Annotated in this window: 19 protein-coding genes; 6 read left to right on the forward strand and 13 right to left on the reverse strand. The window is 63.6% G+C overall.

All coding sequences use genetic code 11. The features are described from left to right. Positions 1–67: 67 nt before the first annotated feature. The 8 genes from C9I57_RS25575 to C9I57_RS25610 all read right to left on the reverse strand — a co-directional run bounded on the left by C9I57_RS25575 (position 68) and on the right by C9I57_RS25610 (position 7,243). Positions 68–637, reverse strand: a complete 570-nt coding sequence (locus tag C9I57_RS25575; protein ID WP_107153387.1) for an HMA2 domain-containing protein — start codon at positions 635–637, stop codon at positions 68–70. A gap of 63 nt (positions 638–700) precedes the next feature. After that, positions 701–1,375 (reverse strand): OmpA/MotB family protein, encoded by a 675-nt coding sequence (locus C9I57_RS25580; protein WP_107153388.1) that lies wholly within the window; start codon positions 1,373–1,375, stop codon positions 701–703. A gap of 62 nt (positions 1,376–1,437) precedes the next feature. Further along, entirely contained in the window at positions 1,438–2,202 is a 765-nt protein-coding gene (locus C9I57_RS25585) for a flagellar motor protein (RefSeq protein WP_107153389.1), read from the reverse strand. Positions 2,203–2,238: 36 nt separating this feature from the next. Beyond that, complete coding sequence (locus C9I57_RS25590) at positions 2,239–3,465, reverse strand: Crp/Fnr family transcriptional regulator (protein WP_107153390.1); 1,227 nt, start codon at positions 3,463–3,465, stop codon at positions 2,239–2,241. 170 nt (positions 3,466–3,635) lie between these two features. Beyond that, on the reverse strand, positions 3,636–4,250 hold the full coding sequence (locus tag C9I57_RS25595; RefSeq protein ID WP_258187816.1) for a cupin domain-containing protein: 615 nt from the start codon (positions 4,248–4,250) through the stop codon (positions 3,636–3,638). Positions 4,251–4,342: 92 nt separating this feature from the next. After that, positions 4,343–4,609, reverse strand: coding sequence for a DUF4148 domain-containing protein (locus C9I57_RS32860; RefSeq protein WP_107153392.1), 267 nt, complete (start codon positions 4,607–4,609; stop codon positions 4,343–4,345). A gap of 127 nt (positions 4,610–4,736) precedes the next feature. Continuing rightward, the gene (locus C9I57_RS25605) at positions 4,737–6,098 is read right to left on the reverse strand and encodes a nicotinate phosphoribosyltransferase (protein WP_107153393.1); all 1,362 of its coding nucleotides are present in this window, start codon (positions 6,096–6,098) and stop codon (positions 4,737–4,739) included. Between the two features lie 149 nt (positions 6,099–6,247). Then, positions 6,248–7,243 (reverse strand): LysR family transcriptional regulator, encoded by a 996-nt coding sequence (locus C9I57_RS25610; protein ID WP_219909910.1) that lies wholly within the window; start codon positions 7,241–7,243, stop codon positions 6,248–6,250. Positions 7,244–7,531: 288 nt separating this feature from the next. Between C9I57_RS25610 and C9I57_RS25615 the strand changes: the two genes are divergently transcribed. Continuing rightward, positions 7,532–9,097 carry a methyl-accepting chemotaxis protein gene (locus C9I57_RS25615; protein ID WP_181321956.1) on the forward strand — a complete coding sequence of 522 codons (1,566 nt, stop codon included), beginning with the start codon at positions 7,532–7,534 and terminating at the stop codon, positions 9,095–9,097. On the opposite strand, the gene C9I57_RS25620 is transcribed toward C9I57_RS25615, so the two are convergent. Beyond that, on the reverse strand, positions 9,094–10,002 hold the full coding sequence (locus tag C9I57_RS25620; protein WP_107153396.1) for a LysR family transcriptional regulator: 909 nt from the start codon (positions 10,000–10,002) through the stop codon (positions 9,094–9,096). The genes C9I57_RS25615 and C9I57_RS25620 overlap by 4 nt on opposite strands. Positions 10,003–10,301: 299 nt before the next feature. Between C9I57_RS25620 and C9I57_RS25625 the strand changes: the two genes are divergently transcribed. The 5 genes from C9I57_RS25625 (at position 10,302) to C9I57_RS25645 (ending at position 16,721) form a co-directional block, all read left to right on the forward strand. Further along, positions 10,302–11,786: a UbiD family decarboxylase gene (locus C9I57_RS25625; protein ID WP_107153397.1), complete on the forward strand. Its 1,485-nt coding sequence runs from the start codon at positions 10,302–10,304 to the stop codon at positions 11,784–11,786. Continuing rightward, entirely contained in the window at positions 11,779–12,393 is a 615-nt protein-coding gene (locus tag C9I57_RS25630) for a UbiX family flavin prenyltransferase (RefSeq protein WP_107153398.1), read from the forward strand. The genes C9I57_RS25625 and C9I57_RS25630 overlap by 8 nt, the downstream gene beginning before the upstream one ends. Before the next feature lie 136 nt (positions 12,394–12,529). Continuing rightward, a complete protein-coding gene (locus C9I57_RS25635) occupies positions 12,530–13,891 on the forward strand; it encodes an MFS transporter (protein WP_107153399.1) in 1,362 nt (453 codons plus the stop codon). After that, positions 13,888–15,573, forward strand: coding sequence for a thiamine pyrophosphate-binding protein (locus tag C9I57_RS25640; RefSeq protein ID WP_107153400.1), 1,686 nt, complete (start codon positions 13,888–13,890; stop codon positions 15,571–15,573). The genes C9I57_RS25635 and C9I57_RS25640 overlap by 4 nt, the downstream gene beginning before the upstream one ends. Further along, positions 15,570–16,721: an alpha-hydroxy acid oxidase gene (locus C9I57_RS25645; protein ID WP_107153401.1), complete on the forward strand. Its 1,152-nt coding sequence runs from the start codon at positions 15,570–15,572 to the stop codon at positions 16,719–16,721. Before C9I57_RS25640 ends, C9I57_RS25645 begins: the two co-directional genes overlap by 4 nt. Before the next feature lie 41 nt (positions 16,722–16,762). Here C9I57_RS25645 and C9I57_RS25650 read toward each other — a convergent pair whose 3' ends face one another. The 4 genes from C9I57_RS25650 to C9I57_RS25665 form a co-directional block, all read right to left on the reverse strand. Beyond that, a complete protein-coding gene (locus C9I57_RS25650) occupies positions 16,763–17,167 on the reverse strand; it encodes a hypothetical protein (protein ID WP_107153402.1) in 405 nt (134 codons plus the stop codon). Positions 17,168–17,236: 69 nt separating this feature from the next. Next, positions 17,237–17,431 carry a YqaE/Pmp3 family membrane protein gene (locus C9I57_RS25655; RefSeq protein ID WP_107153476.1) on the reverse strand — a complete coding sequence of 65 codons (195 nt, stop codon included), beginning with the start codon at positions 17,429–17,431 and terminating at the stop codon, positions 17,237–17,239. A 180-nt stretch (positions 17,432–17,611) separates the two neighbouring features. Continuing rightward, entirely contained in the window at positions 17,612–18,007 is a 396-nt protein-coding gene (locus C9I57_RS25660; protein WP_107153403.1) for a 2-oxoglutarate dehydrogenase, read from the reverse strand. Between the two features lie 46 nt (positions 18,008–18,053). Continuing rightward, positions 18,054–19,883 carry a S10 family serine carboxypeptidase-like protein gene (locus tag C9I57_RS25665; RefSeq protein WP_107153404.1) on the reverse strand — a complete coding sequence of 610 codons (1,830 nt, stop codon included), beginning with the start codon at positions 19,881–19,883 and terminating at the stop codon, positions 18,054–18,056. Between the last annotated feature and the right edge of the window lie 215 nt (positions 19,884–20,098).

Below are 20,098 nucleotides of genomic sequence, written 5' to 3' on the forward strand. Positions count from 1 at the left end.
AAGAAATCCATTATAGACGCGCGGTTTCGCGCTGCCGGTGGGTGATCCACCGATTGCGAAATCACATTCAGCGACGGCTATCGGAGCCGGGCGCCGGATGAGGCATCGGCCCGCGTTCGGGATGCAGCTTCACGAACGTATCGAATGCGAGCCAGAGAAAGACCCAGCCCGGCACGGTTTCGATCATGAGCCCGCGCCTCGCGATGGACCACACGCCGGCGGCCACGAGCGCGAGCGGCAGCACGAGCCGCAAGTCGATCGGCATGCCGATCGCGCGGCGCGCATAGGCATCGAGATCGTCGATCGCTTCCGTCAAGCTCGGATGGCGGCCAGACTCCGGTCCGGCCTCCTCGACGGTCGGCGGATGCAGCGTGGACTCGACTACGACGTCGAGGTCCTGCAAGAACTGAAAGATCCCCTTGCCGTCGAGCTTCGCATGATCGTAGGGAATCGTCATGCTGCCGGTCGCCGCATTGACGACGACATCGCCGATGCCGTGCTTCGACTCGAGGTATTGCTCAATGCGCTCGAGCTGCGCCTTGCTGCGCGATCGATGGTCGAACTTGACGCGCAGGCGGCCGCGCACCTGGCTCGCCACGCGCGCGTGGGAATGCGGCTTCTCGCTCGAAGGTTTCATTTGGCTGTCTGACTCGCCCGAAGGAAGGAGAACAACCGTGCGCTGCGAGAAGCGTGCCAGCCCCTAGTACTGCGCGACGATCGTCACGCGTCGGTTCGCGGCGCGCGCCACCGCATCGTCGCCAAGCGCAAGCGGATCGTTGTCGGCCCGCCCGATTGCGGCGAGACGGCCCGGCTCGATCCCCCGCTCGACGAGGAAGCGCACGACGGCCCCCGCTCGCGCAGCCGAAAGCTCCCAGTTCGAGGCATATTGAGCCGTGGCGATCGGCGCGCTGTCGGTATGGCCTTCGACGAGAATGCTCCTCGGCGAGCCTTTCTTCAATACCTCGGCGACGCGCGCGAGATCGTCGAGGCCGTCGGGCAACAGTCGCGCTTCGCCCGAATTGAAAAGAACTCTCGCATTGATCGCGATTTCGATCCCCTGCGGCGTCTCCTTCACGGTCACTTCGCGGCGCTCGACGAGCGGCGCGAGCAGCGCGACGAGCCGAGCCCTGCGTGTCACATCGGGCTGCGTGACGGGTGGCGCCACGGCCACGGGCACTGCCTGAGCCGCCGCGGCTTTCATTTCGGACTCCTTCGTTTTCGCGAGCTGCAGAATGTACATTGCGAGGAAGAAGACCATCAAGGTCGTGACGAGATCGGCATAGGAAAGAAGCCAGCGCTCGGAGCGCGCTTCGTCCTCATGCTCCTGGTCGCGCGGCGAAGTGCCGGGCGGCTTGGTGATCGATGAAAATTCCATGTCCTCGGACGCTCCGTTGGACTGCCGTATCGAAAGGGATCGGCAGCCGCTCCACCAGTATGTCAGCCGAGCAATTCAGCCGATCGTTCGCGGATATCCCCGGCGAGACGCGTTTCGATCGTTTGCGGCGATTCCTTGCGCGAGATGGCGAGCAAGCCGTCGAAATAGAGCCTTCGGAAACGCAGCTCCGAATCGACCTGCGCCTTGATCTTGCCGTAAAGCGGCAAGAACACGAGATTCGCGAGACCGAGACCATAGAGCGTCGCCGTAAACGCCGCGGCAATGCCGCGTCCGAGCGAAGCGGGCTCGAGGATATGACCCGTCACGTGAATGAGGCCGAGCACGGCGCCGAGGATACCGAACGTCGGCGCATAGCCGCCGGCCTGCTGCCAGATCTTCGCCGCGGCCATGCGATTGCGCTCGTAGGCGTCGAGCTCCCTGCGCAACGCATCTTCGAGAACCGGCGTCGGCACGCCGTTCGCCAGCAAGTCGAGGCCGCGTTTCGCGAAAGCGTCGATGCCGTTCGAATCGATCGATTCGAACGCGAGCAGACCGTTGACCTTGGCCTGATCGCCCCATTCGAGCAGCAATGCCAGATTCGCGCGGTCGACCTGCTTCGGCTTCGAAAACGCGAGCGCGAGTTGCTTCGCGCCGTCAAAAAAGCGCGCCCAGGTGTTCTGTATCATCACGGCGCCAAGCGTCCCGCCGAGCACGACGACGAGCGCCTCGGCCTGCAGCAGCGACGTAAAGTCGCCGCCTTCGAGCCAGAAGCCGGTGGCGATTGCCGCGGTACCGAAAATGGCACCGAATAACGTAAGCAGATCCATAGCCGATCTATTCCATTTTGGTGAGGCAGCGTGCAATCAGGCAGCGCCGGCCGTCGGGGCCGATTTGAGCGCCTTTACGGTTTCGAGAAAGCGCACCTCGATGTCGCCCACCTCGACAGGGTCGACCTTGATGTCGCGTCGCATGACCCACGCAATTTCGTTCCTGCGCGTTTCCGTCATCACGGCCAACAGGCGGTCCACGACCGATTGGTCCGTCATCGAGGCGAAGAGCTTCGCGAGATCGTACGTATCGGTCTGGCTGATGGCTTCGAAGAGCGTGCGTTGATCGACGTACGCAAGATCCTCGAGCGACTTCACCTCGGTCACCCTGCGCGGATTGCGGCGCGAGAAGTAGGCGACGCCCTTCTCTTCGACGTAGTTGAGCACCTTGGTCTTGCGGAACGCGAACACGTCCTCGGCGATCTCGGCGTGCGAGAGCTTGTTGAGGATCACGGATTTTTCGACGCCGATCAGCGCCTCCAGATCGGTCAGATCGATAAGCTCGAGCTCGCTGTTGATCGCGATGTCGAGATCCTCGTCGGCCACCTGTTGCGCACGCTCCGTGATCCGCGCCGGGTCGAATGTGACGAGCTGGCGTCCCGTGGCGCCGTCGTTCGCCGCGTAGCGCGCGGTGTTGTTGCTGAAGTGCTCCGTCGTGCCCGACTGCAGCGTGATGAGATTGAGCTTTTCCATCCGCTTCAACATCGTCAGAACGTGTGGGCGCGAATGCCCCGCGATGGCCCGGCATTTCTTGATGACGTCGACGAGCGGCACCGAGACTTCCTCGGACTGGCCGCGACGCGCCCAGCCATCTCCCGAGTCGGCGTTTTCGGACCCTGCCATCAACGAAAGGACATGCGCGTACGAGAGCACGCCCGGCAGGAAATCGGCATGCGTATAAGTCGCGAGCAGATCGTCGCGCTTTCGCAGTCGGCGGATCGTCGAGCGCACGATATGCCGCAACAGCGGCGAGGCGCGCTCGAGCTCCTGCTCGACCATTTCGGCCTGGATCACCGTCAGTTGGCAGAACGTCAACGCCTTCGCCGTATGCGCTTTCGGTTCGGGCGGCAGCAACGCGGCTTCGCCGAAAAACTCGCCCTTGCCGAGCGTGGCGAGCACGACCTTCTTGTCGTCGCAATTGGTCGAGATCTCGACCTTGCCGTCCGCGATCACATAGATGACCGGCTCTCCGGCGTAACCTTCGGAATAGATGACCTCACCCGGTGCGGCCGCCCGCGACCAGGAAGTGCGTTGTTGGCTCACTCTCGATCCCCTGTCAAGCTTGGATGTTGTGCTTTCCCCGTATGGACCGGATAACGGCAGCTTGTCAGGAAATCTTTATCGATGTTTTCCCGTAACGAACCTCGTGCACAGGTAAGAATGACCTATGCCTCGGCGAGCGGCGGAAGCTCGACGGCTTGAAACGTCGCGGCTCAGTAAGCCGCCTTCCACAATCGCGTCAACGGACCGCCCGCACCCGTCAACGGGTCGCTTTCTGGAAAGTCGACGGCTAGCATCGCCTCGTGCTCTGCCTCGCTCAACGCCTTGCGACTGATGGCCGTGTCCTGATTGGGTGGATATGCGCCGACGACGAGAAAATCGGAGCTCGCGTCGATCTTGCAGTGCGCCGTGCCCGCGGGCAGCACGACGACATCGCCCGCCTCGACTTCGACTTCACGCCCGACCGGCGGCGGGCCGCCGAGAATGACACGCGCCCTGCCTCGCGCGAAACCGAGCACTTCATGCGTCGACGGGTGGAAATGATGGAAATCGTAGACACCGTCTCGCCAGTGCGGCGGCCAGCCGTTCTGACTGAACAGCTGCTCGAAGCGCGCAGCAGGATCAGAGCCGACGATCGGCACCGCGCGTCGATAGACGAGCACGGGCAAACGCGGGTTGTTCGGAATCCAATCGTTCGAGGGCAAGTGAAATGCATCGGGCTGCGGAAGCGCGGCGGTCGAATCGGTCGCCCCGAGCGTGGCGAACGCGGATAGCAATCCGCCAAGTCCAGGCCCCACATTGAAGCATCGTTGTTCCCGCTTAGTCATCGAGGTTCTCCTTGAGCGACATCATCGATCAAGCAAACCTCGTGCGAGCGCCGGCCGCTAAGACCGGCGCCCTACTCGCCGAGACGAATGCCTTACTGCCCTCCCCCATAAAGCGCATTCAAGCGATCCAACGTCCCGTCTTTTTGCGCGCGGAGCAGTTCCTGATACACCTCGGCGCGCGTCTTGCCCATGGGAGCACCGCTCTCCATGCCGGTTGCCGGTTGCGCGCCGACGGCGTTCTGCGTCATCACCGTGGCGTCGCTCGATGTCGTGCTTGGCGTGTCTTCAGTTCCAGCCGCCATTGCCTGCGTGGTACAAGCCGCGAATGCGGCAATAGAAATCACCGTCAGAGTCTTCATGGACTTTCTCCAGCGAGATACGGGCGAGGCCCGGCACGGATCGCTCAATGCGGTGCGCGCCGGCTGCAAGTGGCGCTCCTGCACGATGCAGGAACGCCACGCCGGAGGTACCGGACGACACGATGGTTTATTCCTGGTTTTTCGTTGATGCGGGAGCGCTAGCATCCAAACGCTGCGCCAGATGCTTCAACGCATCGGATACCGCAACGGGATACGGATCGGCAGGCTCCAGGCTTTGCAACGCGGGCGGCAGTGCCATCAATTGGCGGCGCGCGTGGTCGCGGCTGGCCGCGAGGTTCGGCAGGCCTTTGCGGCGCGCGCCCGCCACCATGACCGGCTCCAGCAGCGCAATGCCGTCTCGCTTTTCGTCCGCGAGCGCGAGGCAATCGCGAGTCATCACACCGTGCCGGTCTACCTGCCGAAAGACGGCCTTGCGCGCGGGCCAGGTCGCCTTGCCCTCGGAGCGCTTGCGCCGCGGCTGGTGCGCATATTCGACGAGCTTGTAGGCGAAGTCCAGGTAAGGCGCATCGGCCGACGTATTCATGCGCGTGCCTACCCCGAAGCCGTCGATCGGCGCATGGGCCGCGACGAGATCGCGCAAACGGTATTCGTCCAGATTGCCGCTCGCGAAAATCGTGACGTACGGCAACCCGCCCTCGTCGAGGATGCGCCGCACGCGGCGCGCATGCTCGCCCAGATCGCCGCTGTCGATCCGGACCGCCTTGATCGCGATGCCGTATCGCGCGACGCGCCGAGCGAGGTCGACGATCTTGCGCGCGGCCGCTTCGGTATCGTACGTGTCGATCAGCAACGTGGTATTGGCCGGCTGAGAATGAGCGAAGTCCTCGAAGGCCTGGGTTTCGTTCGCGTGTGCCTGCACATACGAATGCGCCATCGTGCCGTGGACCGATATTCCGAAGCGCACGCCGGCGGCAAGCGTCGCCGTTCCCGTGAAGCCCGCGAGGTAGCTTGCGCGCGCGGAAAGCAGCGCGGCCTCCGAGCCGTGCGCGCGGCGCAGCCCAAAGTCGATGAGCTGCGCATCGGGCGCCGCGAGCACGATACGCGCGGCTTTGCTCGCCACGACCGTCTGATAGTGAATCAGGTTCATCACGCGGCTTTCGACGAGCTGGGCCTCGCGCATCGGGGCCGTGATCCGCAAGACGGGTTCGTCCGGAAAGAAGACGGTCCCTTCACGGATCGCATCGACGTCCCCCGTGAAGTGCAGCGACCCGAGCGAACGGAGGAACCCCGGCTTGAAGCGGCCAGTTCGAGCAAGCAGCGTGAGGTCGTCTTCCGTGAACCGCAGTTTCTCGAGGTAGTCGAGCACCTGCTCGAGCCCCGCCGCCACCAGGAAGTTGCGTTGAGGCGGCAACGATCGGACGAATAACTCGAAGCTCGCCGAGTCGTTCATGCCGCCGTCGAAGTACGCCTGCAGCATCGTCAATTCGTACAGATCGGTAAGAAGCGGGCTATCGAGCGATACCTTCATGATGGCGTCCCCCCAACGGCGTCCGTGCCGGCGGCAGGCGCAACGCGTCGAGATCCCTCAGGAAGGTGCTCGCACTTTTTGCGCCAGCCGCGCGCGGTCAGCCCGTCGGCAGGTCCAAGCCAACCGCCGAAAAGCGTCAACGGCAACCGTCAGGCCGCTACATGGCCGCTTTCCTCTGGGCGCTTCTTGCCGCCGGCGGCACGTGCGCCGCTCGGCGAGCCGCCGCGCCAGTCATCGCCGCCTTCGAGCGCCGGCGTCGACTCGAACAGCTCGGCGACCCATTCGGCGAATACGCGGACTTTCGCGGACAAATGGCGGTTGTGCGGATAGACGATCGAAATCGGCTTCGGCTTCGGATTGAAATCCGGCAACACCTCTTGCAGCGATCCGTCGAGCAGATGCGGCAACACCATGAAGAGCGTCGGCTGAATCAGCCCGAAGCCCTCCACGCCGCAAGTGACGTAGGCGTCCGAATCATTGACCATGAGGGCGCCCTTCACCCTGACTTCCACAGGCTTCCTATCGATCATGAATACCCACGGATGAGGACGGCCGTCATGGCTCATCCGAAAATTCACGGCGCGATGGCCCTCGAGTTCGGCGATCGTCCTCGGCTCGCCGTATCGCTTCAGATACTCAGGCGACGCGCAGGTCACGCGCTTCAACGTGCCGATCCGCCGCGCGACCAGCGACGAGTCCTCGAGCGGGCCGACTCGAATCATGCAGTCGACCCCTTCCTCGATCGGATCGACGGGCCGATCCGACAACCCCAGATCGAGCGTGATATCCGGATACCGCTGATGGAAGATCGAGAGCGCCGGAATCACGAGCCGGCGCCCGATGGCGCCCGGCATGTGCACCCTGAGCGAACCGCTCGGCTTGCGGTTGCCCTGCTGGAAGCTGGCGTCGGCTTCCGCGATCTCGGAGAGAATCTTGATGCAGTGCTCGTAGTACGCCGCGCCGTCGGGCGTCAGCGAGAGCCGCCGCGTCGTCCGGTGCATCAGTCGCACGCCCAGCAACGCCTCGAGGCTCTGGATCGTCGTCGTCACCGTCGCCCGCGGCATGCTGAGCGTCTCAGCGGCCCGCGTGAAGCTGTTCGCGTCCACCACGCGGGTAAAAACCTCCATTGCCTGAATGCGGTCCATATGCTAGCCCTCCGGTCGCCAACGCGTCAGGATAGGACAGCGGACATGGCCGGCACAAGCCGATTCCTCTTTGATTCTTGACTATTCGTCTTGGCTGAACAGTCAGACTTCTTTGGGCGCTGATGAGCCAATCGCGTTGGAGAAGCACATTCGATCAGCTTTATTGATAAGACGAATAATTTACGCTGATGACGCCCCTCCCTGCATAAAGTTATCGCCCCCGCACGCCGTAGATGAACGGTGATTGCAACCATCCTGGCGCGCATGCGCACGCCGCCGTATCGACAGATGACAAAACTATCGCTGAGTCAGCGCCTCTGGATCGTGACCATCGCCGTCTGGCTGGGCCTGTTGTCGCTTGGTGTATTCGACGCCTTCAAAGCTCGCTCGCTGATGATCGCGGAACGGGAAGCCTCGCTGAAGGGCGTAATCGACATCGCCACCAACGTCGCCAATGCCTACTACCAGCAGGCGCAGAACGGAACGCTGCCGCCCGAGCAGGCCAAGCGCGAAGCGTTGGCGCGAATCAAGGAGATGAGATACGGCAGCAACGGCTACGTCCTCGTCGACAATTCGGCAGGCATCGTGCTCATGCATCCGGCCGTGCCCTCACAGATCGGCAAAATGACGCTCGACGCGAGGGATGGGACGGGCAAGCTCTACATCCGCGAGATCATCGATGCGGCGTCGAAGGGCGGAGGCTTCGTCAACTACGTCTACGTGAAGCCCGAAACGGGAAAGCCGACGCCGAAGCTGAGCTACGTTCGCCGGTTCGATCCGTGGGACTGGAACATGATCACCGGCGTCTATAGCGACGATATCGACGCGACGTTTCGCGGCATCCTGCTGCGCGCGCTCGTGCTCATGCTCATCATCGGCGGGGCCGTCACGCTGGTGACCACCCGCATCACGCGCGGCATCCGGCGTCAGCTGGGCGGCGAGCCCGACTACGCCGCTCAGATCGCGAGCCGTGTCGCCGATGGCGACTTGACGGTTTCCGTCGCCGCGCGCGCGACGGACGATCGCAGCCTGCTCGCCGCCATGGCTCGCATGCAGCGCAATCTGTCGTCGATCGTCGGCCGCATACGCGGTAGCGCCGAAAATCTCACGACCGCCGCGCAGCAGATCGCCGCGGGCAATACCGATCTTTCGGCGCGCACGGAAGAACAGGCTGCGTCGCTCGAGCAAACGGCGGCGTCGATCGAACAACTGACCGCCACGGTCAAACAGAATGCGGAAAGCGCGGGACACGCGAACGGCCTCGCGACGAACGCGTCCGAGATTGCGGCGCGAGGCGGCGACGTCGTCGGCCGTGTCATCGATACGATGCAAGGCATTTCATCGAGCTCGAGCAAGATCGGCGACATCATCGGCGTCATCGACGGGATCGCGTTTCAGACGAACATCCTTGCGTTGAACGCGGCCGTAGAAGCGGCCCGCGCCGGCGAGCAAGGCCGCGGATTCGCGGTCGTGGCCGGCGAAGTGCGCACGCTCGCCCAGCGCAGCGCTGCCGCGGCGAAGGAAATCAAGGAGCTCATCGTCGAATCGACCACGCGCGTTCAGGACGGCTCGGCACTCGTGGAGCAAGCAGGCGGCGCGATGCGCGAGATCGTCGAAGCGATCGAGCGCGTCAGAAGGATCATCGGCGAGATCGCCGCGGCCTCGACGGAACAGAGCACGGGGATTGAGCAGGTCAATCGCGCGATCGCGCAAATCGACGAGGTGACGCAGCAGAATGCGGCGCTCGTGGAGCAGGCATCGGCCGCCGCCAGCCTCATGGCCGATCAGACGCAACAGCTGATCGCCGCCGTCGCCGTGTTTCAGACGGCCGAGCGCGAAGCCGCAATGTATTAGCGCGTATCCGTGCTCGATACCTGGCGCAGTTCATCGGCGATGATCGCGATCAATGCGTCCGTCGCCGCACCGGGCGGGCGCCGCGGATGACTGATGCGCACGATATGGCGCACGATGCGCGGCGCGAGGATCGGGTGGGCCCGCATCGTGCCTCGCTGAACCGCTCGCTCGACGACGATGCGCGGCAAGATCGTCGCGAAGCGCGTGGTCTCGACGAGCTTGACGATCGCGCTGAGGACGTCGATCTCGAAGCGCGGCGCGAGCAGCACATCGGCGGACTGTGCCGCCGCGTCGAGCACGCCGCGCAATCCGTGACGCTTCGTGGGCAGCACGAGATCGAGGTCCTGCAGCTGACCGAACTCGATGACAGAAGGCAGCGTCGGACCGGCGGCGACGCCGGTTGCGAGCACCATTTCTTCGTCGAGAAGCGGCTCGGAGTCGAGCGACAGGCGCGCACGGGGTCGATTGATGAGCGCGGCGTCGAGCTGGCCGCCCGTGACGAGATCGATGAACGTCGTGCTATAGCCGTCGGCAACCGTCACTTCGACGTGCGGATACTGCGCGTGAAACCGCGAGAGCGCATCGGCCAACACCGTCTCGGTAACGGATGCGATGAGTCCCAGCGATACGTGCCCCGTCACGATCTCGTCGCGCTGCATCAGCTGCATGCGCGCGTGCTGAAGGTCGCGCATGATCGGCAGAAACAGTCGATACATGAGCCGGCCCGCGGCAGTCGGCGTCATGCCATGCGCTCCGCGCTCGAACAACGTCTGGTGGAGTTCGTCCTCGAGCTTGGCGATCTGCATGCTGAGGGCGGGCTGAACGATGTTGAGCCGCTTGGCGGCGCGCGTGACCGAGCCGTCTTCGAAAAGCGCAATGAAGTATTGGATTTGCTTGAGGTCCATGTCGTTTCGCCGTGGGCGGAAAGTGCCGCCTTCGTCATCATCGTCGCTGATCGTACGATCGCCCGGTCATCAATCCATTTCAACGAGTTCAATGCTCGTCAAGTGCCTGCATCTCTGCCACGAGCCAGTGCGCCGACATCAGTGACAACACGGATATCACGCTGACTGATTTGATCGATCAGAAAACAATATTAGCCGTTATAGGTCCGACTCGCTATGCTGCGTCAAATGCCGATTGACTTGCCCCGCGACGGCCGTTCACGACGATCGGCGGCCATGGCCAGAAAGGATCCCCTTCAATGAATTCAAGAGAGTTGACGGCGTCCGCAAGCGCCGGAGTCCGCGAAGGCGGAGCGGCGCCCGGAGGTACGCTGCGCGACTGGCTCGCGCATCTGGACCGGACAGGTCGGCTCGCCACCATCAAGCGCACAGTCGATCTGAAGCATGAGCTCGCCGCTGTCGCCAAGCGTCTCGATGGGCGACAGGCCGCCTGCTTCATGCGCCCCGGCAGCCATTCGATCGCCGTGGTCAGCGGCTTCATGTCACGCCGCGCGTGGATCGCCGAGGCGATGGGAGTCAGCGAAGACGCCCTGCTGCGGCGCTTTTCCGATGCCGCCGTGCATCCGTTGCCTTGGCGTGAAGTCGGCCAGGACGAAGCCGCGTGCCAACAGATCGTGCACACCGCGGGCATCGATCTCTACGCGCTGCTGCCGATACCGACGCACAGCGAGCACGATAACGGTCCGTACATTACGGCGGGCCTCGTCATCGCGCGCAACCCGCGCACCGGCATCCAGAACGTCTCGATCAATCGCATCCAGGTCCACGGCCCCGACCGAATGGGGATCCTGATGCTGCCGCGGCATCTCCATGAGTTTTACAGCGCCGCCGAAGCCAATGGCGAACCGCTGGACGTCGCCATCGCGATCGGCGTCGATCCGCTCACGCTGCTTGCGTCGCAAGCCATTACGCCGATCGATCATGACGAGCTCGAAATCGCGGGCGCACTGCACGGCGCCCCCCTGCCCGTCGTCAAATGCAAGACGAGCGAAGTGCGTGTGCCGGCCAATGCGGAGATCGTCATCGAGGGGCGCATCCTGCCGGGCGCGCGTGAAATGGAAGGACCGTTCGGCGAGTTTCCGAAGTACTACAGCGCGCGTGAGGCGCGCGAAGTCATTGAAGTCCGCGCGCTCACGCATCGTCGCCATCCGATCTATCACACGATCGTACCCGCCGAGATGGAGCATTTGCTGCTCGGCGCGATCCCGCGCGAAGCGACGCTGCTCGCTCATCTCCAACGCAGCCATCCGAACGTGAAGGACGTGGAGTTGTCCGTCGGCGGCGTTTGCCGCTATCACCTCTGGGTCCAGCTCGACAAGAAGCGCGAAGGGGAAGCCAAGAACGTGATCCTCTGCGCATTCGGCGCGCACTATGACATCAAGCAGGTCGTCGTCGTCGATACCGATGTCGACGTCCATGATCCGGCCGAAGTCGAATGGGCGATCGCCACGCGCTTCCAGGCCGATCGCGATCTCGTCGTCATCGAGGGCGCGCAAGGGTCCGTGCTCGATCCTTCGACGACGGTCGGCCTGCCCGACGATGCGCCGCCGCACATGCAGGGCATCAGCGCGAAGATGGGCCTCGACGCGACGCGCCCGTTGGTCTATTCCGGACACGTCTTCACGCGCGTGCGCATTCCAGGCTTCGAGACCGCGGACCTCGCGGCGCTCGTCGCGCCCGACAACGCCGCGTTCGGCACCTACATGCGCCGTTCCAATGGCTAGGCCGCGCCTCGTCGTCGGCATCACCGGCGCCAGCGGTGCGATGATCGGCGTGCGCTTGCTCGCGGCGCTGCGGCGCCTCGGCACGCACGAGACGCATCTCGTGGTTTCGCCGTCCGGCGCCGTGACGGCCGCCCAGGAACTCGGCGTCGGCCGCGCCGATCTTGACCGTCTTGCCGATGTCGTACACAACGTGCGCGACATCGGCGCGTCGATCGCGAGCGGATCGTTCGTCACCGCCGGCATGGTGATCGCTCCCTGCTCGATGAAGACGCTCGCGGCGGTCGCGCATGGCTTCGCCGACAATCTGCTCACGCGCGCGGCCGATGTGACGCTCAAGGAGCGGCGGCGCCTCGTGCTCGTCGTCCGCGAAACGCCGCTCAATCTTGCGCATCTTCGCAACCTGACGCTTGCGACCGAAATGGGTGCGATCGCCATGCCGCCAGTACCTGCCTTCTATGCGCATCCGAAAACGATCGAGGACGTCGTCGACCACACGGTCGGGCGCATTCTCGATCTCTTCGGCGTCGAGCATGGCGAGATCCCGCAGCGATGGAGCGGCCTTGCCGACGCGTTTCGCAATGGCGGCGACGAAGAGCCCGAGTCGTGAGTGCTCGTAAGCGACTCGCGGTCGGCCGTCGCAGTGGATGCTGCGCGGCTATCTGCGCGGCGCGATTCCGCGAACGCACTCCTCTGGCCATCCCCTATGAAGCAACCGTTGGCGACCCTTCACGGAGCACAAGCAGATGAATACGACCGTTGGCGGCGTTAGCAGCACCACGACTCCGAGCAATCGCAGCATCATCATCGCGGCGGCGTCGTCCTGTTTCGGTTGGGCGCTGGACCTCTTCGACCTCTTCGTCCTGCTCTACGTCGCCCCTGTAGTCGGCAAGCTGTTCTTTCCGTCGGGTCACCCGACACTCTCGCTGGCAGCCGTCTATGCCTCGTTCGCGGTCACCTTGCTGATGCGCCCGCTCGGGTCCGCGCTGTTCGGATCGTACGCGGATCGTCACGGCCGCAAGCGCGCGATGAAAATCGCCGTGCTCGGCGTCGGCGTCAGCACCGCGCTGTTCGGGACATTGCCGACGGTCCACCAGGTCGGGATCTTCGCGCCGGTCATCTTCGTGCTGTTGCGACTCGTGCAAGGGGTGTTCGTCGGCGGCGTGGTCGCCTCTTCGCACACAATCGGCACCGAGTCGGTGCCGCAGCACTGGCGCGGCGCGGTGTCGGGATTGATCGGCGGCGGCGGCGCCGGTATCGGCGGGCTCATCGCGTCGTTCGTGTTCTATGTCGCGTCGGAACTCTTTCCCGGCCCGCAGTTCGAGGTGTGGGGCTGGCGCACGATGTTCTTCGCCGGACTGCTGACCTCGCTGATCGGCGCGCTGCTGTTCACGAAGCTCGAAGAGTCTCCGTTCTGGAAAGCGCAACAGGCGCGGCGTACCGCCCGACGCGCGGCAGGCTTCACGCAGAAGTCGCCGCTGAGCGTCCTGTTTTCTCCGCCGCATCGCCGCGTGATGCTCGTCAACCTGATCCTCACCGGCACGAGCGGCGCGGGCTACTACCTCTGCTCCGGCTATATGCCGACCTTCTTCAAGGTAATCAAGCATCTGCCGAACAGCACTGCCTCGACGATCTTGATGATCACGGGGTTGCTTTCGATGGTCGCCGCGATCGCCATCGGCGCGCTGTCCGAGCGTGTGGGCCGCAAAACCGTCTTTATCGGCTCGGGGGTGCTGCGCCTTCTGCTCTTGCCCGTGCTCTATCTACTGATGACTCGAACCACGAGCGTACCCGTGCTCGCAGCCTACTCTCTGGTACTCGCGATTCTCGGCGGCGCGACCTACGCTCCGCTCTTGATCTTCCTCAACGAACGCTTCCCGACAGCCATTCGCGCGAGCGGCACCGGTCTCTCCTGGAACATCGGCTTCGCGATCGGCGGCATGATGCCCACGGTCGTTTCACTGTTCGCCCGCGACGTGCAGCAATTGCCGGCGACGCTATCATGGTTCCTCTTCGTCATTTCGGCGCTGTTTCTGCTCGGCGCCTGTATCGTGCCCGAAACGCGCGGCAATCTGGAAATCGCAAGGCAAGTGGAAGATCAAGAATGACAAGCGAAACCGGCTCTCTTTCAGGAGCGCGCCTGCTCGTAGGCTCGTTGCGCGCGCAACGGACCGATACCGTCTTCACGGTGCCCGGCGAGAGCTTTCTTGCGGTGCTCGACGCACTTTACGATGTGCGTGATGAAATTCGCCTCGTGGTCTGCCGACATGAGAGCGGTGCCGCGAACATGGCCGAAGCACACGGCAAGCTCACGAATCGCCCTGGAGTCTGCTTCGTCACGCGTGGCCCCGGCGCATCGAACGCGTGCATCGGCGTACACACGGCACGGCAGGACTCGACGCCGATGATCGTTTTCGTCGGTCAAGTGTCGCGCGATGCGCTCGAGCGCGAAGCGTGGCAGGAGATCGATTACCGCCAGATGTACGGCCACGTCGCAAAGTGGGTCACGCAGATCGAGTCCGCCGCGCGAATTCCCGAGATCGTGAGCCGCGCATTCCATGTGGCGACGTCGGGACGACCTGGCCCGGTCGTCATCGCGCTGCCCGAGGATATGCTCGTCGAACTCGTTCCCGCTGAGAACGTGCCGCCGCTACTGCCCTCTCATTCGATCGTCATGGAGCCGGCCAGGGCGCAGATCGACGAACTGCGAACGCTGCTCGACGAGGCGCAGCGGCCGGCCGTCCTGCTCGGCGGCGGCGCATGGACTCCCGCCGCGTGCGCCGACTTGCAGGCGTTCGTCACGCGCTTCGATTTGCCCGTCGTTTGCGCGTTCCGGCGGCAAGACCTCTTCGACAATCGCGATCCGCACTATGCGGGCGAAGCCGGACTCGGAATGGATCCAGCCCTCGCCGAGCGGCTGCGCGCAGCGGATCTCGTTCTTGCGATTGGACCGCGCCTCGGCGAGACGAGCACACGCGGCTATGAACTCTTTTCCGTTCCGGTACCCGCGACAAAGCTCGTCCATGTCCATCGCGACGCCGGTGAACTCGGCCGAGTCTACCGTCCGCACCTCGCGATCAATGCCGGCATGGCCGAGTTCGCGCAAGCGCTGTCGCGATTGCCCTCGCCCGCCCAATCGAGGTGGAGCGAATGGACTCGCGCCGCGCACGCCGACTACGAAGCTCGGCGAACGCCGCCCGCAAGCAAGGGGGCAATCGATCTTGCGGCGATCGTGGCGCACGTCGACGAGGCCCTGCCTGGGAACGCGATCGTCAGCAATGGCGCCGGCAACTATACGTTGTGGGTGCAACGCTTCTTTCGCTATCGCGGCTGGCGTACGCAACTTGCCCCGACGAGCGGGGCGATGGGCTATGGATTGCCCGCCGCGATCGCGGCAGCGTTGCACGAACCGACGCGGCCGGCGGTCTGCTTCGCGGGCGACGGCTGCTTCCTGATGACGGGTCAAGAACTCGCGACGGCGGTGCAATACGGCGCGCTCGTCATCGTGATCGTCGTGGATAACGGCATGTACGGCAGCATCCGCATGCATCAGCACCGCCACTACCCGGGGCGCGTGATCGGCACCGAACTCAAAAGCCCCGACTTCGTCGGGCTCGCGCGCGCGTATGGCGCCTATGCCGAGCAAGTGGAGCGCACTGAAGATTTTCCTTCGGCCTTCGAGCGCGCACGCGCTGCGCGGACAGCGTCTGTGCTCGTCTTGCGCACCGAACCCCACGTCCTTACGCCAAATTTAGTCATCGATGCCGGAGCGGAGGCAAACGCTCGATGAAACTCGCGCGTCACCTGTCCATCGCCGATCTCGAGCGCAGCGCGCGTCGGCGGCTGCCGGCCAGCATCTATGGATACGTGAGCGGCGCAGCGGAGGACCAATGCGCACTCGCGGGCAACCGGGCCGCATTCTCTCGTTGGGCGCTCGTGCCACGGATGTTGACCGGCGTTGCCGAGCGCTCGCAGGAGGTCGAACTGCTGGGCGCGCGCTATGCATCGCCGATCGGCATTGCGCCAATGGGGCTTGCCGGACTGTGCGCGCATGACGGCGACCTCCAACTCGCCCGTGTCGCGCACAGCGAGCGCGTGCCGTTCGTGCTGAGCGCGGCGTCGACGGTGCCGCTCGAAGCGATCTCGAAAGCCGCGCCCGGCAGCTGGTATCAGGCCTACTTGAGCGCCGATCGCGCCGCGATCGCCGCTCTACTCGTGCGCGTCGAAGCCGCGGGCTTCCGCGTACTGGTGGTGACTGTCGATGTCCCGCTCGCTTCCCTACGAGAAAACGAACTGCGCAACGGCTTCAGCGTGCCGCTGCGCTTGAGCACTCGGCTCGTGCTCGGCGGGCTCGCCAGGCCGCGCTGGATGTGGTCCACGTTCGCGCGAACGCTGGCCACACGGGGCATCCCGCACTTCGAGAATTTCACCGCAACGCGCGGCGGGCCTATCGTCACTGGGGCCACCGGCGATCACCGCAGCGGACGCGCGGCGCTCAACTGGAGCGATATCGACTGGTTACGGACGCAGTGGAAGGGCAAGCTGCTGATCAAAGGCATCCTTCATCCGGGTGATGCACGGCGCGCGAAAGAGGCCGGCGCCGATGGGGTGATCGTGTCGAACCATGGCGGCCGGCAACTCGACGGTGCCGTCGCCACGCTCGACGCGCTGCCCGAGATCGCCGCGGTCGCGGGCGACATGGCCGTCATTCTCGATGGCGGGGTGCGCCGCGGCACCGACGTGCTGAAAGCACTCGCACTGGGTGCGCGGTTCGTTCTCGTCGGCCGGCCCGCTATGTATGGGCTCGCGGTGGGCGGCGAGGCTGGCGTCCGGCATGCGCTGCGACTGCTGCGGCGGGAGATCGACGTGGATCTCGCGTTGATCGGATGCGCGCGGATCGACAACATCGACCGGGAGTTCGTGGCGCGGATCGGGTGATCAGATGGCTGGCCCCGCGACGAAGCATGAAGCGCGTCCGACTACTGATCGCCGCCGCCCAATTGGCCGTCCAAGCGTAGACGACCTTCCTCGACCCACCCTTGGAAATCCTCACCGGACTTGTTCACATACATCACTTGGTACCACGTCTTGTATGGCTTATAGACCGCCACGACGTCGCCGGGAACGATAAAGGTTCGCTTGGTCAGGCATTGAGGGGCGGGAGCCGAATAGAAATAGGCACGCCCCGATCCCGTGACCGTCGCTGAAGCCGGCGGTCTGAAATTGTTGTCCGGGCCGCTCGTCGCCGCGTTGAGTTTTTGACAGTCCAATGAACTGCCAGCATGCGCATACGTTGTGGAGAAGCTCGCGCACAAGACGAGGATAGCTCCTCCCGACATACTCACCGGCATCGCGATCTTTGCCGCGAGACGTTTCGGAAACATAGGTGTCGACACGGATGTCTATGGCTTCATTGTTGGACCGGAAGGGGCACCTCGATCGTTGGGAGCGTCTCAGCCGCGGCTCCCCAACGCGCGCTCGATCTTCTTGTCCGTCTTGTATTGGCTCAACGCATAAACGGACCAGATAGCGGCGGGCACCCAACCAATAACCGTGAGTTGGAGCAGGAGACAGATGATTCCAGCGAACGGACGGCCGATCGTGAAAAACTGGAACCACGGCAAAACCAAAGCGAGCAAAAGACGCATTGCGATCCCCATGTGGTGAGCGTCGTTATCGATACCGGCTAACGGCCGGGCGGCGCGTTTGCGCCCCGGGTCATTTTCTCATTGTTCCCCGTTTCCGCCCGCAGCGCAAAGAAAAACTGCCCGCGCGAGAAAACCGCGTGCGGGCAGCATGACGCTCCCATGATGGGTGTCGACGCGTCTCTATTGCCGTTGACGCTGCTGCAGGTACTGCCTGACGTCGCTCATCGTGACGCGCCCGCTGTGCGTCGTGTCGATCTGGTCGAAGTGCTTGGCGATATAGCCGAGCCCATTCGCTTGGGCTTGCGTCTTGGTTATCGCAGCGCCATTGCTGAGCACCGTGTTAGCGCCAAGGCGTGCGTCGAGCCGCTGCTGCGCCTGTTGGGCCAGATCGTTGCCCGTCGTCGGCATCGTCGCCGTAACCCGCGTTCGCGGGAAGTACGGGCCATCGACCCCGCTGCCGCGATGCGGCAGTTGGACAGGCGCAACCGATTGAAGCGTGGCCGCACCAACACCACCGGCCAGCACGCTCAATAGCATCAAGATAGAAAGTCTTCGCAGCATATCGATTGGTGACATGATCCGCTCTCTATAAAGGGTAGCTGAAGAAACCGGCAATCGCCGGTTACTGCGTCGAGGACTGTGCCGCCAGCGTCGGCGTGCCCGCCGGGCTTTCGTCTCTCCACGGCGGCGGCAGCATCCAAAGTCCGAGTGCGCCGGGCGCCGGCTGTCCGGCATAGAAGTCACGCAGATCCGACTTCATTTTCGGGCGTGCGTTGTCGTCGAGATAGATCATGTGGCCGCCCGGATAGAACGTCACCTGCAGGTTCGGATTGAACCCTTGCACCGTCTGCAAACGTGCGAGCTGTTTCTCCGTGTTGAAGAACGGCGTGGCGAGATCGTGATAACCGTTCAACGCAAGCACCTGCAACTGCGGGTTGAGCTCGATCGCCGCCAGCAGATCGGGAATCGTATCGGGCAGCGGCTGGCCGTCGTGCGAGAAATTCCAGACGTTAATGATGTTGTCGTTCAACGGCATGTACGTGGCGTTCGGCGCCGTATAGCCGAGATACGTCGGCATCTGCGTCGCGAGGGCCGTCGTGAACGGCTGCGAAATCAAGATATCCGAAGGATCGCCGTCGGTTTGCAGTCGCGGATCGCTATCGGGCAGCGAGACGCGTCCGTCGTAGCGGCCGATCGTCGTGCCCGGCAGCAGTTCGTTGTTGAATGGATTGATGTTGAAATAACCATTCAGCGCCTGGAACGACAAGCCCGACGACCACGTCCACGAAGCCAGCGTAGGTGCGCTCGGGAAAACCGGCGTGCCCAGGAACGTCGGCACGCCGAGCTGGCTCAGTACCCACGACTGCGCATACTTCGTGAAGTCACTATAGTGGGTCGTCGCGAACAACTCCGACTGGAACGCAAACAACGCCGGGTCCACTTGAACCGGCAGCGACAGTTGATTGAAGTAGGCCGCCACCGCCGCATATCCGGGGTAATAGCCGCTCAACGTATCGGTGTCGAGCTTGAGCGCATTCATGTCGATCGTGTTGCCGCTGAGGATCGCGACCGCTTCGATCGCATCGGCGAAGTAGTTCAGGATCGACGACTGCAGCATGATCCCCGTCAGATGGACGCCGGCGGATTCGAGTGCGAGCGCCAGCATGTCCGTGCGCGGCGTGCCATACGATTCGCCATACAGGTACAGCGGCGAATTGCTCCGGCTGTTCGCCGCGATATAGCGACGAATGAAGTCGCGCATGACATTGACATCGGGATCGCTACCCCAGAACTTCTGGTTCGTGTTGGGCGCAATGGCCTCCGAGAGCCCCGTGCCCGGCGGGTCGATGAAGACCATGTCGGTTGTATCGATAAGGCTCTGCGCATTGTCCACGAGCGGGAAATTCGGCCAATTCGTCATCAGTGGATCAGGCGTGGCCACGCGCGTAGGGGCGAACGAGCCAAGCCGCAGCCAGATCGATGAGGAGCCCGGGCCACCGTTGTAGAAGAACGTGACCGGGCGAGGCGTCCCGTCCTTGCTCGGCGCCGTGTAGGCGACGTACGACATCGTCGCTTCCGGCTTGCCGCCAAGATCGAAGGCCGTCAGATGGCCCGTCGTCGTCGTGTAGTGAATCGTCGTATTGCCCGAAGTCCAAACGTGATGCATGACGGCTGCCTTCTCCGATACGTGCGTCGGATCGAGACTGTCGCCCGCGTTCGTCGAATAGGCTATCTGATCCACGAAAGGCGCATCGGCCATCGCCTGCTGCTCACCGGCTGACTGCGCTGCCGTGGGTTGCTGGGCATTCGCGCTCGCCGTCACCGGCGAGCCGCCGTCGCCACCGCCACACCCGGCAAGCGCAAGCGCTGCCGCCGCAATCGCACCGAGCCAGAGCCCGCCGCCACAACGACGCTCGAGCCCCGGTGTACCACTCCTATCTCGCTTCTTCATTGTTCGTCCTTGGAAGTTGAGTTGCCGTTTCTCGATGACCGCCGCCTTCCATACGCGTCGTTTTTTTCGGCGCGCAATAGCAGACGACGGTCGACCTTCAGCCCTCTTCTCGACACAACCAAGAGCCTGACTATCGAACCGCACAAATTAATACTGCGTGATGCGAAACGTCTGTTAAGCGATTTTGATAAATAATTTCGGAGGGTAATGCATAG

This window comes from Trinickia symbiotica (genome assembly GCF_003028655.1).
Classification (GTDB): domain Bacteria; phylum Pseudomonadota; class Gammaproteobacteria; order Burkholderiales; family Burkholderiaceae; genus Trinickia; species Trinickia symbiotica_A.